Below are 14694 nucleotides of genomic sequence, written 5' to 3'. Positions count from 1 at the left end.
CTCATTCCAGCCCTCTCACTACGGGTTCATCATCAAGGAAAAACGGGATACCGACGCTGTCAGACGTCGGCGGATTCCATCCGGATCCGCAAGCTGCGCGGCCGCATGTCGGTCCAGACCGCTTCGATATGCTCGAGGCATTCCTCGCGGCTCCCCGATTTCCCCTCGGCGTGCCAGCCCGCCGGCAGATCCCTGCCCTCGGGCCAGATCGAATACTGCTCTTCGTCGTTGCGTACGACGAGGTAACGGAGATCTCCGCTGTCCGTCATCGCTTTCTCCTGTCCGGTCGTCGTCGACGAGGGAATGCTGTGCTCATCCCGTACCGCCTCACCAATCATCACGGTGCCGGCGGAACTCACCAGCGACGGAATCCTCTGTGAGCACTCCCCCGCTCTTCGCCGCCAGCACGTCGAGGCGGGCCGCACCCTCCGCGACAGTCGGATAGTCGTGCACGAACTGGAGTGGAAAATCCACCCCCGTCTGTTCGCCGAGGCGCGAGATGAGGCGGATGACATGGAGAGAGTTTCCCCCGAGTACGAAGAAGTCATCCTCAACACTCATTTCCGGCTGGCCGAGGACTTCCTGCCACATACCGAAGAGAAGCTCTTCATGACGGGTGCGCGGCGTCATACGTCGTGCATCCGCGGCATCTGCGACCGATTCCGTCATTGCCTCTCCTCGCTGCGGGTTTCACCCATCTGAGCAAGAGAAAGCTAGACACGGACCCTATCGTCGCGCTTTCGGCGACCTATTTGCATCCCGTCGGCCCCGTGCCGGGCGGTGTCCCGGAGAAGGCTCTCCGCCCCAGGTATCGGCGTGCCCCGGCACCACCGGTGTCACCCCGGGAAGTCGGCCCTGGCCGGCGCGGCAGGAACAGCCGGCTGAGCAAGACGGCGCGCGATCCAGAGTTGTCCGCCGACGCAGGCCATCGCCACCCCGGTCACCGCGAAGAGGAGCCGATAGTCCACCACGCCCACGAGAACGGCGCCCGCACCGATCGCCAGCGCCTGAGGCCCACTCACGAGCGCGTCCAGTGCGGTCGCCGCGCGCCCTAGAAGGTGGGCCGGAGTACGTCGTTGCAAGAGCGTGTTCGTACCGACCATGGAAACCGGAAGACCCATTCCGATCAGCACGGAGGCAGGCAGCGCAAGCCAGAGCGTCGGCTGGATCAGTGCGAGGCTCCCCAGCGCGAACAACGCGATACCGACGCCTACCGCGCCGACCTCGCCGAACCGCCGTACTATGCGCGCCGAAGCGACTCCGCCCGCCACTCCCCCCACGCCTTGCGCCGAGACCAGCACTCCGAGGAAGGCCGCGTCCCTGCCGAGGCCCTGATCGACGTACGCGAAGTACAGACTCTCCCCCACGCCAAGACCGATCATGCTCAGTGCCGAACAGACGGCCACCTTCCGCAGCACGGGATCTCGCACCAAGTGCGCGAGCCCAGCGCCGACTTCACTCGACCAGGTCGGACGGTCGGCAGTCTCCGGAATCCGGACCACCTGTTGACCGGCACCCAGCAGCATCCCGACGACACCGGCCACCAGGAAACACACGGCGCACACCGCGGCAAGCTTCGCGCCGCCCAGGAGACTGAACAGTCCGGCCCCGATCAACGGCCCCAGGAGCCGCAGCGCCTGCTTGACCGTCTGCAGGGCGCTGTTGGCTTCCGGGAGCAGATCCGCCGGCACCAACTCGGGCACCAAGGCGCTGACCGTCGCGCCGAGCACGATGTACGAGAGGCCGTAGCCGACAGCCACCGTATACACGATCCACAGATCGGATTCCTGACGGACCACAAGCAACGGAAGGAGTAAGCCGGCGGTGATCAGATTCAGCGCGACAAAGATCACCCGGCGTGGAATCCGGTCCACGACCCAACCGGCCAGCGGAGCAACGAGCATGGGGGCGCTCAACGCGAGAAAGGTGGCGCCTGCCAGCCCGTCCGAGCCGGTCAGTTCCTTTACCCAGACCCCCAGAGCAAGAATGAGAACCGACTCGGCCAGCATGCTCACGGTGAGCGCAACGAAGATCGTCCGGAAGCCGCGCCTGCCCAACAAGCTCTTCACGTCCGCTCCTCCGTCCCGTCTCCGGGTTCCGATGTCGCGGCCGGGATTCCCCAGCCCATGAGCCGGACGGGTCGAGATCCGGCCGGGCGGGCCGAAGCTTCCTCGATACGTCCCAGATAGGGCGCGAACAGCTCGGACAGGCTGGTCCGCAGATCGTCCAACTCCTCGGGCGTGCACCAGCCCACGGCCTGGTTGAAGAAACCGGCATCACGCCACTCGGGCGTCTCCTGCCGTCGAGTCGTCAGCCATTCGCGCAGGGCGCGATACTCGAGATCGATCAGCACCTGCGATGCGGCGTCCCCGGCCCTCGCCAGTTCGGGACTCTCTTCGCCGACCCCCCACCGATGAGCGTCTACGACCATGCGCCATGGCCGCTGCCGGCCGCTGCCGCCGCCCGCCTCGGCAATGAAGCCGTACTTGTTCAACTGCCGTAGATGCCAGGAGCAGTTCGCGGGACTCTCGCCGACATGATGCGCGACGTCGGTCGCCGTCAGCGGTCCGTGCAGGGCCAGGGCCTCGAGGATGCGGAGGCGTAGGGGATGCGCGATGGCCATCAGGGCACGCGGATCAGCGATGACGCGGGACGGTTGTTCGGACATGGCGCCACTCTAGCCATAGAAAGTACTCTTTCGAAAGAGTTATTTCCATGAGCCGCGAGCGACAGCTGGGACGTATTTCGCGGACATCGCGCGAGGTGCCGACGGTGACGGCTCCTCCCCCGTCGCGGGTGCGATGGGGGAGGAGCCGTCGGGGCCGTTCGGGTCAGCGGCTGCCGAGCAGGGTGCGCCACGTCTGCGGGCCGACGACGCCGTCGGCCTGCAAGCCGTGCTTCTTCTGGAAGGCGACCACCGCCGACCTCGTGTTCGCGCCGAACGCACCGTCCACCTTGAGACCGTGGCCGTAGACGTTCAGCTGTGTCTGGGCCGCCTTCACCGCCTGGCCGGACGAGCCGTACTGCACGGTCCTGATCAGCTTGGACCAGGTGTTCTTGCCGACGACGCCGTCGGCGGCCAGGGACTGCGAGTTCTGGAACCGGATCACCGCGGAGCGGGTCTTCGGACCGAAGACGCCGTCGACGTCGAGTGTGTAGCCCCGCGAGGCCAGCAACTGTTGGGCGGACCGCACGTCTGCGCCCTGGGAGCCGCTCTTGAGGGTCGGCCAGGAGACACTCGGGGCCGGCGGCTGCGTGCCGCCACCGCCGCCACCACCCAGCTTGACCGGGCGGAAGGGGTCGTAATGGTCGTTGCCGATCCCGTACTTCAGCTGCCGGTGGGTCGTGCCGTACGTGCCGCGCTGCTCGTATGCCCAGTAGGCGCTGTGCGACGCGTTGGCCCACTTCTCGAAGATCACCACGTGTCGGAAGTCGCCGTCATCAGTCCGGTGGTCGATCAGCAGGTCGCCCTTCTTGAGCTGGCTCACGCTGCCGAGCCGCTTGGTGACGCCGTTTCGGGAATCGGCGAGACCTACGGTGTTCAGACCCGGCTTCCCCAGTCCCAGCGTCATGGAGACGTAGCCGGAGCAGTCCTGGCGGTAGCCGTCCTTCCAGACACGTTCCATGCTGTAGGGAACCGGCTTTCCGCCGTTGGCCGTGAGCCAGGTACGCGCCCGGCTGATCATCGTGTCGGGGGAGAGCGAGGCCGTGGCCATGGCCGTCAGCTCGTTGGGCTGGGCGACCAGCTCGCTGTCGGCCTCGGGTTCGGGCCCGTAGGCGGCGTCCTTCTGCGCGGCGACCGTCACCGGCTTCGAGGAGTCGTTGTCGGCGAGGGACGGTACTACGGCGATCGCGGCAGCCGCGACACCGCCGGCGGTGAGGCCGATGAGAGTGAGCTGCGCGCGGCGCGTGAGCCGAGTGCGAAGAGACATGGTTCCCCGTTATCGTCCTGGTGTGGGTCGTCGACCCGAATGGGTCGAACAGCGCCTGGAGAGTTGGTGGTTCACCGGGGGCGCCTGTGTTTCCCGACGGGCATCACGATGGCAGGAACCGGGGTCCGGGCCCAGCGATGTGGGAAAGCGGCATCAGTCAGTGACGTGACCCGGACAATATGCGCTCGCGTCGGTCGACACTCCCGCTGAGGTGGCGTCGACGGGCGCAGGTGGTGGCGGATCGCGCGGAAGGTGAGTCACGGAGGACTGATCGTGCCGCCCCGCCGCGAACGGGCGGTGTTCAGCCGCTCACCACCCCGAGCAGGGTACGTACCGTCTCCGCCATCGTCTCCCTGCCCCGGGCGACGTAGGGGCGGGGGTCGGTGAGGTCGGGCCGCGCCGTCAGCGTCTCGCGGACCGCACGGGTGAAGGCGATGTTGAGGGCGGTGCCAACGTTGACCTTCACGATGCCCGCCCGGACGGCTCGGCGCAGTTCGTCGTCGCCGACGCCCGACGAACCGTGCAGCACCAGGGGCACGCGCACGGCATCCCGCAGTCGTTGGATCAGCGCGTGGTCCAGGGACGCGGAGCGTTCGGTCATCGCGTGGCTGCTGCCGACGGCGACGGCCAGGGCGTCCACGCCGGTGTCCGCGACATACCGTGCCGCTTCCCGCGGGTCGGTGCGCACCCCGGCGGCATGGGCGCTCGCGGGGGCGTCCGGTTTGCCGCCCACATAGCCGAGTTCGGCCTCCAGCCACAGGCCCGCGCCGTGAGCCCACCGCACCGCGGCGCGGGTGGCGGCGAGGTTCTCGGCGTAGGGCAGCGCCCCGGCGTCGAACATCGCGGAGGAGAACCCCGCGTCGGCTGCCGTGTGCAGCAGCCGTATGTCCGTCACATGGTCCAGGTGAAGCGCGACGTCGACGTCACATGCCGTGCCGACCTCGGCCGCGGCCCGTGCGATCGGCCCGACTCGGCCGCCGTGGAACCGCACGGCGTTCTCGCTGATCTGCAGGATCACCGAACGATCTGCGGCCTCCGCTCCGGCGGTGATCGCCTCGGCGTGTTCCAGCGTGATCACGTTGAACGCCGCGACGGCCCGGCCTGCAGCGGCTGCCCTCTCGACGAGTTCGCGCGTGGGAACCAGGGACATGGGGGTGTTCCCCTCGCTTTCCTGTTGCTTCGACGGTCGGTTCGGGTGCTCGGGGCTACCGCATGGCAGGACTCACGTCACCGTCGGCCGCACCCGGTGCCACGGAGCTCTCGCCGCTCCTCTCGTCGCTGTAGACCATCAGGGTCGAGCCGGCCAGGGCCAGCACGATGCCGATGCCGGCCCACACGCTGGGCAGCGTCCGATAGACCGCCAGGGACAGCACGATGGTCAGAACCGGGGCCAGCGCGTTGGTGACGGGGGCGACCACCGTGGCCTTGCCCCGGCTGAACGCCATGACCAGGAACAGGGCGCCGACCGCGTTGAGGACCTGGGTCACGGCGGTGAGTGCCGGCGCCTGCCAGGGGGCGCCTGACGGGAATCCGCCCATGACCGCGACCGCCACCGGCACCAGCAGCAGGCCGCTGATGGTCATCCACCCGAAGGTCGTCGCGTCGTTGACCCCGACGAGTGCGGCCTTGCGCATGCAGAAGGCCTGTACACCCCAGGCGACGCAGATCAGGACGGCCAGCGGCAGCCACGGGCCGTGCGAGTCGGAGTCGCCCCCGCCGCTGGGAATGCTGAGCAGCACGATCGATGTCAGTGCCGCCACTACGCCCACGACAGCGAGGCGGGTGATGCGTTCGCGCAGCAGGACCGTCGCCATGAGGACGGTGATCACCGGGGAGAGCGACACCAGAGGGAAGATCAGGTACGCCGGGCCGTCGGCGAGCGCCTGGAACAGCAGCAACTGTCCGCCGGCGCCGGTCAGTCCCGCGATCAGTCCGTACATCGCGGCGATCGGCCGGCGGTCGAACTTGTTGCCGCGCATCGCGAAGTACGCGGGGATGAGCATCGTGAAGGCCCAGATGACGTAGATCATCTCGTTGGGGTAGCCGTACCTGCTGTTCGGCTCGCTCGAGAAGGCGCCCCATACACCCCAGAACAGCACCAGCAGCGATGCGTACAGGATCCAGCTTCTCGTACCGTTGTTCATCGGTCGTCCTCTCCTGGGGCGGGGGATCCGGAGGCCGTGCGCAGCGCGTCGAGCGCGGGCCGGTCGAGCGGGGTTCCGGCGAGTTTCGCCGCGTACAGGGCAGCTCCTACGACAGGCTCGTACAGGGGGTGTCGCAGGTCGTAGCCGGCGAAGCCGCTCTTCAGTGCGGTGGTGAACGCCTCCAGCACCACGGCGGCGCCGAAGGTGCCACCGGAGTAGGAGACCGGGACGGCCTCGTCCGGGCCGAACTCCAGCCGCTCGCGGGTGGCTTCGACGAGCAGGGCGAGTTCCCGGCCGGCCTCGGCGAGGATCGCCGCGCAGACCTCGTCGCCGAGAGCGGCAGCCTCCGTCACCGAGCGGCTGAGTGCGGCGATCCGGCCCCGGTCGCCCTGCCACCGGTTGTGGACGACGTCGATCACGTCGAGGTCCGACGCGAGATCGAGGTGGCGCCGGAGCACCTCGGACAGGGGGCCCTCGGGGAGCCGGCCGTCGCTCATCCGCGAGAAGGCGTTGAGGCCGCGGACCGCGATCCAGTGCGCCGATCCCTCGTCGCCGAACATCTCGCTCCAGCCGCCGACGCGTACACCCCGGCCCGACCGCTCGCCGTAGGTCATCGAGCCGGTGCCGCTGATGACGTTGACGCCGTCGACCGCGCCGAGCGAACCCGCCCAGCCGCAGACCATGTCGTTGTCGCACGCGTAGCGGTCGTGCCCGAGCACCGCTCGCGGTGTCGCGTTCAGCGTGGGCAGATCGTGGGCCGCCTCCCCGTAACCGGGCAGGCCGAAGAAGGCGTACTCGATGTCGGCCGGGGACAGTTCGGCCGCCGCGCAGACGGCGTCGATGCCTTCCTTCAGTACCCGTTCGACGAGACCGATGCCGTGGGAGAAGTAGTACGAACTTGCCGCCCGCGCTCGCGCCACCATCTGTCCGGACCGGTCGACCAGGCAGAACGCGGTCTTCGTACCGCCGCCGTCGACACCCAGGAACATCGTCGTTACCTCCGCGTCCGGCGCCCTCGATCCGCGCCCTTGATTCCTTCGATCAGTTCTGCAGGGAGTGCAGGATCACGCCCCGCACCACGCGGTTGACCTCGCCCGAGGGAAACGGGTTGTCGGGCCGCAGGCCCTGGCGCAGGGAGGCGCGCAGCGCGATGAGCTGTGCGTACACCACGGCCGGCAGTGCCAGGGCGACATCCTCGACGTCGTGGAGGCCGGGCAGCGGCCAGTCGTCGGTGGCTCCGCTCTCCGTTCCCGTGCCGGAGCCGTCCGCGGAGACCGTGACGACACTGCCGGCGGGTAGATCTCCGCGCAGTTCCGTGACGATGTCCTGGTCGTACCGGCGGGTGTATGCATCGTTCGACAGGTACACGATGACGACCGAGTGTTCGTCGAGCACCGCCTTGGGGCCGTGCCGGAATCCCAGCGAGGACTCCCCGACGGCCGTGAGCGTGCCGCCGGTGAGCTCGAGCACCTTCAGCGCCGACTCCTCGGCGAGACCCTTCAGCGGGCCGCTGCCGAGGAAGACGATGCGCCCGGGCTCCCGGTCCACCAGGGCGCCGACGGTGCGGTCGACGGCACCGGCCTCGATGACCGACTCGGCTGCCCGGGCCAGGCGTTCGGCGACCCCGTCGTACGCGTCCCCGCCCAGGGCCAGCAGCGCCGCGAGCGTCATGCACGTGAAACTCGACGTCATGGCGAAGCCGCGGTCGTTGGACTCGGCAGGCATCAGCAGCACGTGGGACTCCGGCCGCTCCCCGTGCTCGCGCGCCAGTCGGCCCCGCTCATTGCAGGTGATCACGAGGTGATGCACCTCGGAGAGAACCTGGTCGGCCAGGGCGGTGGCGGCCACGGACTCCGGACTGTCACCCGACCTCGCGAAGGACACCAGCAGCGTCGGCAGGTCCTCGGCGAGGCAACCGCGCGGGTCGGCGACGAGGTCCGTGGTGGGGACCGCGTCGACGCGCCGCCCCAGGCGCCGCGTCAGAGCCGGCTGGAGCACCTGTCCTGCGAACGCGGATGTGCCGGCGCCCGTGAGCACCACACGCAGGTCGCCGCGCGCCATGAGCGGACGCAGGAACGCGTCCAGCGATGCCCGGGAGGCCGTGACGGCCCGGTCGACCTCCCTCCACAGGGCCGGCTGCTGGACGATCTCACGGACGGTGTGGGCAGCGCCGTCGCCGACGGACAGTGCGCCGGGGAGCGTGGTCACACGTGCTCCTTCTGGTTCGGATGGGAATTGCGGCCGTAGTCGCGCGGTACGTCGCAGAGGTGGTCGCCGCCGAGAACCACACGGTCCGGTGGCAGACCACATGCGACCGCGATGGTGCGCTGCGGCCGTCCGGTCTGCCGGCGTCGGACCACCTCATCCAACGGGCTGTGCATCGCCCACCCCTTGCCGAATGTGCATGCCGGGCACCATCACCTCGATGGGCCGGAGCTCGAGTGGGACAGTAGTGGTCCTATTCAGGGTGGTCAATAGCCCCTATCGGTATGCTTCTGGTCTCAGGTGTCGGCGGCTACGGTCCCCAGGACGGCCGGGTGGTCGTCCTTGAGCACACTGGGCTGCGGCCGGCACAAGCGGCCTGTCCTGCCGGAATCCGACGTCATCGAGGGGTCGCCGCTCGCGGCGTCGCGCGGCGCCGAGCCGGCGGGGAGTCCCCGGTCCGCGGACCGCTCGTCGGCAGTCTCTGCGGCTGTCGGGCGCGGGCGGGACGGTTCATCGATGCCGCCGCCCGGCGTCGCGTAGGCGAGCGCGAGACGGCACCGGCCCCGCTGCGCGCAGATGTCGGCGACAGCGAGGCCGGTGCGAGGGTCCTGCGGTGATCATTCAGGTCTGGTTGGTGATGGAGGCCCGGAACCGGTAGCGGTCCCCTCGGTAGACCTGGACGGTCAGTTCGATCGGGCGGGCGTCCTGGTTGGACGTCAACTGGGTCGCGACGAGCATCGGCATGGTGTCACCGATCTCGAACAACTCGATCTCCCGCGCCGTCGGGTGGCGGGCCTCGACGGAGTAGTCGGCGACGCGCGGCAGTTGCGGCGGGTCCGCGGCACGCAGGGTGGCGTACAGCGAGGCGCTGTTGAAGTCGGTGTCGGCCAGGGCCGGGCAGGCCGCCAAGGGGAGGCGGTTGTGCTCGAGCACCACCAGCAGGCCGTCGAGGAAGCGCAGCCGGTGGAGGTCGAAGAGGTCGGCGCCCGGGGCGATCCGGAGCTGTTCGGCCTCGGACACGGTGGCCGGGCGGACGGTGGCGGAGAGCACCTTGCCGGCCGTCGTCAGGCCGTTGGCCTGGGCGTAGTCGGCGAAACCCTGGACCTGGGGGGCCGTCGAGGCGGACGCCGCCGTGGCGTCGGGGAACAGGCCGGGCTCGGCGACGAACCACCCGCGCGACGAGGACGGCCGCACGATGCCTCGCGACTCCAACTGGGCGAGGGCGGCTCGCAGTGTCACGCGCGAGACTTCGTACCGAGTGGTCAGCGCGCGCTCGGAGGGCAGCCGGTCGCCGGGTCGGGCAGCGGCGGCACGCAGGTCTTCGAGCAGCCGGGCGGCTGTGCGCTCGTACAGCGGGAGGACGTCGTCGGCGAACAGGCCCCTGGGCATCGGCGTTCTCGCATCGGTCATACCAGAAGCATACCGGTTCCGTCGCCAACCCTGCCGCTGAACCATTGACATGCCACTCGCATACCACCTACGTTCTCACAGCATGCCACGCGGGACGCCCTCCCGTTGCCGCCGTCGACGGCGGGTCGAGACCACTCTCGGTGAGCACTCCGACACGTGGTTCGGCTTTCCACGATCTCGTGTGCGCCACCGCCGATCCCCACCCCTATCCAGCCCAGCGCCCGACCGTAGACCGACCACAGACCAGATATCGCACTGCCGCTGCGCGCGGACGGTCCGCCCGGTCGCGAGCACGCCGACGCACGTCGTCCACCCGTCCAGCTGACGCACGGCGAGCCTGAAAGCCGTCCGACATTGCCGAAAGAGAGCTCGAGATGACGGATATGAACCGGCGAAGCGTACTGAAGGTGGCGTTGGGGGGTGCCGGCCTGGCCGCCTTCCCCGCCGTGGCCGGCAACGCCACAGCCGCGGCCGCCGCACCGAACCGTGATCCCGATGTCGTCGGGGTCGGCGACACGTCCATCACCTTGGAGTTCGACGACCAACTGCGCAGCCGGGTGGCGTTGGAAGGCGTCGACGTGACGCGCTTCGACGCCGGCGAGGCCCTTCTTCTGGGCGACACGACGATCGACGAGTTCGCCTACCGCAGGCACAGGGTCCGCAGCACCAGGCACGCTCTGCACGGCGCAGGCGTCCAGGTGACCGTCTGGGGCGAATCCGTGACCGGCGTACGGAAGACGCTGGAGCTGACCTCCTTCCGGCGTCTGACCGGGATGATCGTCATGAAGGTGACCTACACCAACGCGTCCGGCGCCGACCTGGCCGTCACCGGGTGGCGCAGCGGAGCGCACGAGCTCCTGGAGGTCCCCCGCGGCTTCTACACCTTCTCGGGTACGACGTATGAGGACCGCCGCGACTGGGTGCGGCCGATGACCGAGGGGTTCCACCAGGAGAACTCGCTCGGGATGGACGCCTCCGACTACGGCGGCGGCACCCCGCTGGTATCCGTGTGGCGCCCGGGCGCCGGCCTCTCCGTCGGGCACGTCGAACCCGTGGCCAGGATGCTGCGTCTACCGGTTCGCAGAACGGCGGACGGAGCGAGCCTCGCCGTCGAAGGCGACGCCCCTGTGACCTTGAAGCCGGGCCGGCGGCTGACCACGGACACCACCTTTCTGACAGCCCACCCGGGTGACCACTTCGTGCCTCTCCAGCGTTACCGCGACTACATGAGTGACGTCGGCCAGCGCGCGCCCAGGACGCTCGAACCCGCCGTGGAGCCCATCTGGTGCGCCTGGGGTTACGAGCGCGACTTCACCGTCGAACAGGTCATCGGCACCCTTCCCAAGGTGCGTGAGGTCGGCCTCAAGTGGGCTGTGCTCGACGACGGTTGGCAGACCAACGAGGGCGACTGGGACCTCAACCCGCGGAAGTTCCCGCGGGGCGAAGCGGACATGCGCGTCTTCACGGGGCAGATCCGGGACGCCGGCCTGCGGCCGCGTCTGTGGTGGGCCCCACTGGCAGCGGACCCTGAGAGCGACCTCTACAGGGACCACCCCGACATGCTGCTGCTGGACCGCGACGGCAACAAGCAGCGGGTGAGCTGGTGGGACGCCTGGACGCTGTGCCCGGCGTACCGGCCGACCGTGGACTACTTCGTCGCGCAGGTGAGGAAGTTCATCGGCGACTGGGGCTATGAGGGGCTCAAGATCGACGGCCAGCACCTCAACGCGGTCGCACCCTGTCACAACCCGGCACACGGGCACGCCCGCCCCGAGGAATCGACCGAGGGGCTGGCCCAGTTCTGGAAGGCGGTGCACGAGGCCGCGCACGATGTGAACCGCGACGCGGTCATCGAACTGTGCCCCTGCGGCACCGCCTTCGCCTTCCACAACCTGCCCTACACCGACCAGTACCCGAGCTCGGACCCACTGTCGTCCTACCAGGTCCGGACCAAGGGCAAGACGATGAAGGCGCTGATGGGTGAGGGCGGCAGTTATGCCGGCGACCATGTCGAACTGAGCGACAGCGGCGACGACTTCGCCTCCAGCTACGGTGTGGGAGCCGTCCTGTCGACCAAGTTCACCTACCCGGCGGGCCCGGACGACGGCATCGTGCTCACGCCGGAAAGAGAGATTCTCTGGCGCCGGTGGGTGAACCTGTACGAGGAGAACATGCTGCCCACCGGCGAGTACCGGGGCGATCTGTACGACATCGGTTTCGACAAACCCGAGGCGCATGTCGTGGCCAAGGGCGCGACCCTGCACTTCGCGTTCTACGCCCCTCGATGGGACGGGACGGTCGAGTTGCGCGGTCTGGAGCGGCGCAGATACCGCTTGACCGACCCGTTCAGCGGCGCGTCGCTCGGAACCGTCGATGCCCGTCACAACACCGTGAAGCTGGCTTTCACGGGGTTCCAGCTCATCGTGGCCGATCCCATCGGCTGACGGGATCGGTGGACCCGAGTCAGCGGCTGTCGGCAGCATCACCGCCGTGAACGCCGTATTCACCACCCCGCCTCGGCCGGTCGACGTCACCGCGCTCTTCCCTCGGCCGGCCCGTCGGCGCGCAGGGCGATCCGGCTGCATCCGCGGCCCGGGGCGCCGACCGTGCACGACAGCTCCGTCGGCGGGCCGCTCCTGTGGCCCGCCGACGAGCCGTGGTCGTACTGCGACGAGCCGCACGACAGGCACGCGTCCCTGGAGCTCCTCTCCCCGGGTCGGTCGGCCACGAGATGGCCCACCCCCGGACCGCTCTCTTCCGGCGCTCCTCCGCCACCGTCACCGACGTCCCGGACGCACCGCCGGAGCCGCCGAACTGCGGGACGAACTGGACCACACGAGCCGCTGGAGACGATCGACTCCGCGCGCTACGGCGGTTCATCAGCACAGCCTGGGAGCAGGAGGAGAACCGTCACCATGAGCGTGGCCGAACAAGGCCGCCTCACCGATGTGCACCTTTCCGTGTTCCCGGCCGGAGGTCCGCCTCGGCCGGGAACCGTTGTCACCCGTGCAGGAAACGTTGTCAGTAGTGCACCGCCTCCCGGTTCGGACGGTGCCGGAGCACCGGGACGAGAGGCCGCGCACTCCTGCACTCGTCGCTCGGACCAATGATCCAGAAGGGCCTGATGATCAAAAAAGCCCCATGTGACCTTCGATATACCTTTTGACGTCCGGTTGTGGGTAGCCTGTGCCACTGTCCTCACTCACCTTGCCGCGATGTCGGGCGCACGTTTCGCCGTTCGTCCAGGAGACCCATGCGCCCCCGAATACCCTTCGTCCCCCGCACAGCCGCTCTTTCGCCCGTCGCCCTGGCGGGCGGTGCGCTGGCCGTCGGCGTCGGCGGTCTGTACCTCGCCGGGCTGCTGCTCGCCGGCGGTGAGATCGAGGCGGGGACCACGGTGCGCGGCGTGGACATCGGGGGCCTGACCCGTGAGGAAGCGGCCCGGAAGCTGGAGCGGCACCTGGTGGCGGCCGGTCCGCGGGAGCTGGCGGTGCAGCTCGGCGACCGCGAGGGCACGGTCGACCCGCGGCGTGCGGGGCTCGCCTTCGACATCGGGGCGACCCTTGACCGGGCGGTGTCCGCGGGCGCCGATCCGGTGAGCGCGATCGGCGGGCTGTTCCGGTCGGGCGGTGAGATCGAACCGGTCGTGCGGGTGGACGAGAGCAAGGCCCGGGCCGCTCTCGGAAAGCTGGCGAAGAGCCTCGACCAGGACGCCCGGAACGGCACCGTGTCCTTCGTCGGCGGGCATGTCGAGCAGACCGTCCCGCGTACCGGGTACGCACTGGACGTGGACGCCTCGATCGGCGCCCTGCGCGCCCCTTTTCTGCGCGGCACGGCCGACTCGGTCACGGAGTTGCCCTCACATGAGACCCGGCCCGAGGTCACGGCGGAAGAGGTGCGGCGGGCGGTGCGCGAGTTCGCACAGCCGGCGATGTCCTCACCGGTCACGCTCACCGCGGGCGGCAAGAGGTTCACGCTCCTCCCGACCGTTCTGGACGACTACCTGGCGATGCGGCCGGACGACACCGGCAGGCTCACCCCGGAACTCGACACCAAGGGTCTGCGTGCCGCCCCCGTGGTGACCGGCGCGCTGAACGATCTCCCCAGCACGCCGCGGAACGCCCGGCTGGGGCTGGACGGCGACAAGGTGGCGGTGACCGCGGACGCCGTATCCGCCGTGGAGGTCACCGACAAGGCTCTCGGCAAGGCCGTACTCCCCCTGCTGACCGAGTCGGGCGCCGCCCGCACCGGCGAGGTGGACGCGCGGCGGACCCAGCCGGAGCTCACCCGTGAGAACGCGGCGCGGCTGGGGCTGACCGAGAAGCTGTCGTCCTTCACCGTCGACTTCGAACCGGCCGCCTACCGTACGACGAACGTCGGCCGGGCGGTGGAACTGATCAACGGCTCCCTGGTCATGCCGGACGAGACCTGGAGCTTCAACCGCACCGTCGGCGAACGCACCAAGGCCAACGGCTTCGTCGACGGCATCATGATCTACGACGACCAGTACACCAAGGCACCCGGCGGAGGTGTCTCCGCGGTGGCCACGACCGTCTTCAACGCGATGTTCTTCGCGGGCCTGAAGCCTGTCGAGCACGGCGCCCACTCCTTCTACATCGAGCGCTACCCCGAGGGCCGTGAGGCGACGGTCGCCTGGGGCAGCCTGGATCTGAGGTTCGCCAACGACTCGGGCAGGGCCGTCTACATCCAGGCCGCGTCCACCGACACCTCGGTGACCATCACTTTCCTCGGCACGAAGAAGTACGACGAGATCACCTCGGTCAAGGGGCCGCGCACCGACGTACGGCAGCCGGGGACGAAGGTGAGCGGCGACGAGCAGTGCGTACCGCAGACCCCGCTCGAAGGCTTCGACGTCACCGTGGAACGGGTGTTCCACACCGACGGCGGGGAAGTGAGGCGGGAGCCGTTCCACACGCGCTACACCCCGCGCAACGAGATCATCTGCGAAGCGACGCCGCGCGAGCCCTGAGGGCGAATTCGGG

13 protein-coding genes are annotated in these 14694 nt (G+C 69.1%); 2 read left to right on the top strand and 11 right to left on the bottom strand.

The genetic code is table 11. From position 1 onward, the window contains the following. Window positions 1–59: 59 nt before the first annotated feature. From ACGFR9_RS17360 to ACGFR9_RS17310, 11 genes are all read right to left on the bottom strand, one after another. Window positions 60–269, bottom strand: a complete 210-nt coding sequence (locus ACGFR9_RS17360) for an MbtH family protein (protein WP_393209578.1) — start codon at window positions 267–269, stop codon at window positions 60–62. 58 nt (window positions 270–327) lie between these two features. Next, window positions 328–669 carry a phosphopantetheine-binding protein gene (locus tag ACGFR9_RS17355; protein ID WP_393208829.1) on the bottom strand — a complete coding sequence of 114 codons (342 nt, stop codon included), beginning with the start codon at window positions 667–669 and terminating at the stop codon, window positions 328–330. A gap of 167 nt (window positions 670–836) precedes the next feature. Further along, a complete protein-coding gene (locus tag ACGFR9_RS17350) occupies window positions 837–2069 on the bottom strand; it encodes an MFS transporter (protein ID WP_393208826.1) in 1233 nt (410 codons plus the stop codon). Then, window positions 2066–2668: a winged helix-turn-helix domain-containing protein gene (locus ACGFR9_RS17345; protein WP_393208823.1), complete on the bottom strand. Its 603-nt coding sequence runs from the start codon at window positions 2666–2668 to the stop codon at window positions 2066–2068. The genes ACGFR9_RS17350 and ACGFR9_RS17345 overlap by 4 nt, the downstream gene beginning before the upstream one ends. Before the next feature lie 163 nt (window positions 2669–2831). Beyond that, window positions 2832–3932, bottom strand: a complete 1101-nt coding sequence (locus ACGFR9_RS17340; protein ID WP_393208820.1) for a peptidoglycan-binding protein — start codon at window positions 3930–3932, stop codon at window positions 2832–2834. 301 nt (window positions 3933–4233) lie between these two features. Then, a complete protein-coding gene (locus ACGFR9_RS17335) occupies window positions 4234–5082 on the bottom strand; it encodes a ketose-bisphosphate aldolase (protein WP_393208817.1) in 849 nt (282 codons plus the stop codon). A gap of 55 nt (window positions 5083–5137) precedes the next feature. Beyond that, on the bottom strand, window positions 5138–6076 hold the full coding sequence (locus ACGFR9_RS17330) for a DMT family transporter (RefSeq protein ID WP_393208814.1): 939 nt from the start codon (window positions 6074–6076) through the stop codon (window positions 5138–5140). After that, entirely contained in the window at window positions 6073–7065 is a 993-nt protein-coding gene (locus ACGFR9_RS17325) for a BadF/BadG/BcrA/BcrD ATPase family protein (RefSeq protein ID WP_393208811.1), read from the bottom strand. Before ACGFR9_RS17325 ends, ACGFR9_RS17330 begins: the two co-directional genes overlap by 4 nt. 52 nt (window positions 7066–7117) lie before the next feature. Then, window positions 7118–8284, bottom strand: a complete 1167-nt coding sequence (locus tag ACGFR9_RS17320; protein ID WP_393208809.1) for an SIS domain-containing protein — start codon at window positions 8282–8284, stop codon at window positions 7118–7120. Then, window positions 8281–8457: a hypothetical protein gene (locus tag ACGFR9_RS17315; RefSeq protein ID WP_393208806.1), complete on the bottom strand. Its 177-nt coding sequence runs from the start codon at window positions 8455–8457 to the stop codon at window positions 8281–8283. Before ACGFR9_RS17315 ends, ACGFR9_RS17320 begins: the two co-directional genes overlap by 4 nt. A gap of 445 nt (window positions 8458–8902) precedes the next feature. Further along, window positions 8903–9691 (bottom strand): GntR family transcriptional regulator, encoded by a 789-nt coding sequence (locus ACGFR9_RS17310; RefSeq protein WP_393208803.1) that lies wholly within the window; start codon window positions 9689–9691, stop codon window positions 8903–8905. Between the two features lie 383 nt (window positions 9692–10074). Here ACGFR9_RS17310 and ACGFR9_RS17305 point away from each other — a divergent pair, with 383 nt between their 5' ends. Next, entirely contained in the window at window positions 10075–12135 is a 2061-nt protein-coding gene (locus ACGFR9_RS17305) for a glycoside hydrolase family 36 protein (protein ID WP_393208800.1), read from the top strand. 809 nt (window positions 12136–12944) lie between these two features. Next, window positions 12945–14681 carry a VanW family protein gene (locus ACGFR9_RS17300; RefSeq protein WP_393208798.1) on the top strand — a complete coding sequence of 579 codons (1737 nt, stop codon included), beginning with the start codon at window positions 12945–12947 and terminating at the stop codon, window positions 14679–14681. The last annotated feature ends 13 nt before the right edge of the window (window positions 14682–14694 follow it).

The organism is Streptomyces sp. NPDC048584, assembly GCF_043199595.1.
In the GTDB taxonomy this organism is placed as follows: Bacteria; Actinomycetota; Actinomycetes; order Streptomycetales; family Streptomycetaceae; genus Streptomyces; species Streptomyces edwardsiae.
This window is presented reverse-complemented; position numbering and strand designations above follow the sequence as displayed.

Excerpts from the sequence above, each read along its gene's own strand:
- ACGFR9_RS17360 (WP_393209578.1), bottom strand. The coding sequence starts at position 269 with ATGACGGACAGCGGAGATCTCCGTTACCTCGTCGTACGCAACGACGAA.
- ACGFR9_RS17330 (WP_393208814.1), bottom strand. The coding sequence starts at position 6,076 with ATGAACAACGGTACGAGAAGCTGGATCCTGTACGCATCGCTGCTGGTG.
- ACGFR9_RS17315 (WP_393208806.1), bottom strand. The coding sequence starts at position 8,457 with ATGCACAGCCCGTTGGATGAGGTGGTCCGACGCCGGCAGACCGGACGG.
- ACGFR9_RS17355 (WP_393208829.1), bottom strand. The coding sequence starts at position 669 with ATGACGGAATCGGTCGCAGATGCCGCGGATGCACGACGTATGACGCCG.
- ACGFR9_RS17335 (WP_393208817.1), bottom strand. The coding sequence starts at position 5,082 with ATGTCCCTGGTTCCCACGCGCGAACTCGTCGAGAGGGCAGCCGCTGCA.
- ACGFR9_RS17310 (WP_393208803.1), bottom strand. The coding sequence starts at position 9,691 with ATGACCGATGCGAGAACGCCGATGCCCAGGGGCCTGTTCGCCGACGAC.
- ACGFR9_RS17300 (WP_393208798.1), top strand. The coding sequence starts at position 12,945 with ATGCGCCCCCGAATACCCTTCGTCCCCCGCACAGCCGCTCTTTCGCCC.
- ACGFR9_RS17345 (WP_393208823.1), bottom strand. The coding sequence starts at position 2,668 with ATGTCCGAACAACCGTCCCGCGTCATCGCTGATCCGCGTGCCCTGATG.
- ACGFR9_RS17325 (WP_393208811.1), bottom strand. The coding sequence starts at position 7,065 with ATGTTCCTGGGTGTCGACGGCGGCGGTACGAAGACCGCGTTCTGCCTG.
- ACGFR9_RS17305 (WP_393208800.1), top strand. The coding sequence starts at position 10,075 with ATGAACCGGCGAAGCGTACTGAAGGTGGCGTTGGGGGGTGCCGGCCTG.
- ACGFR9_RS17340 (WP_393208820.1), bottom strand. The coding sequence starts at position 3,932 with ATGTCTCTTCGCACTCGGCTCACGCGCCGCGCGCAGCTCACTCTCATC.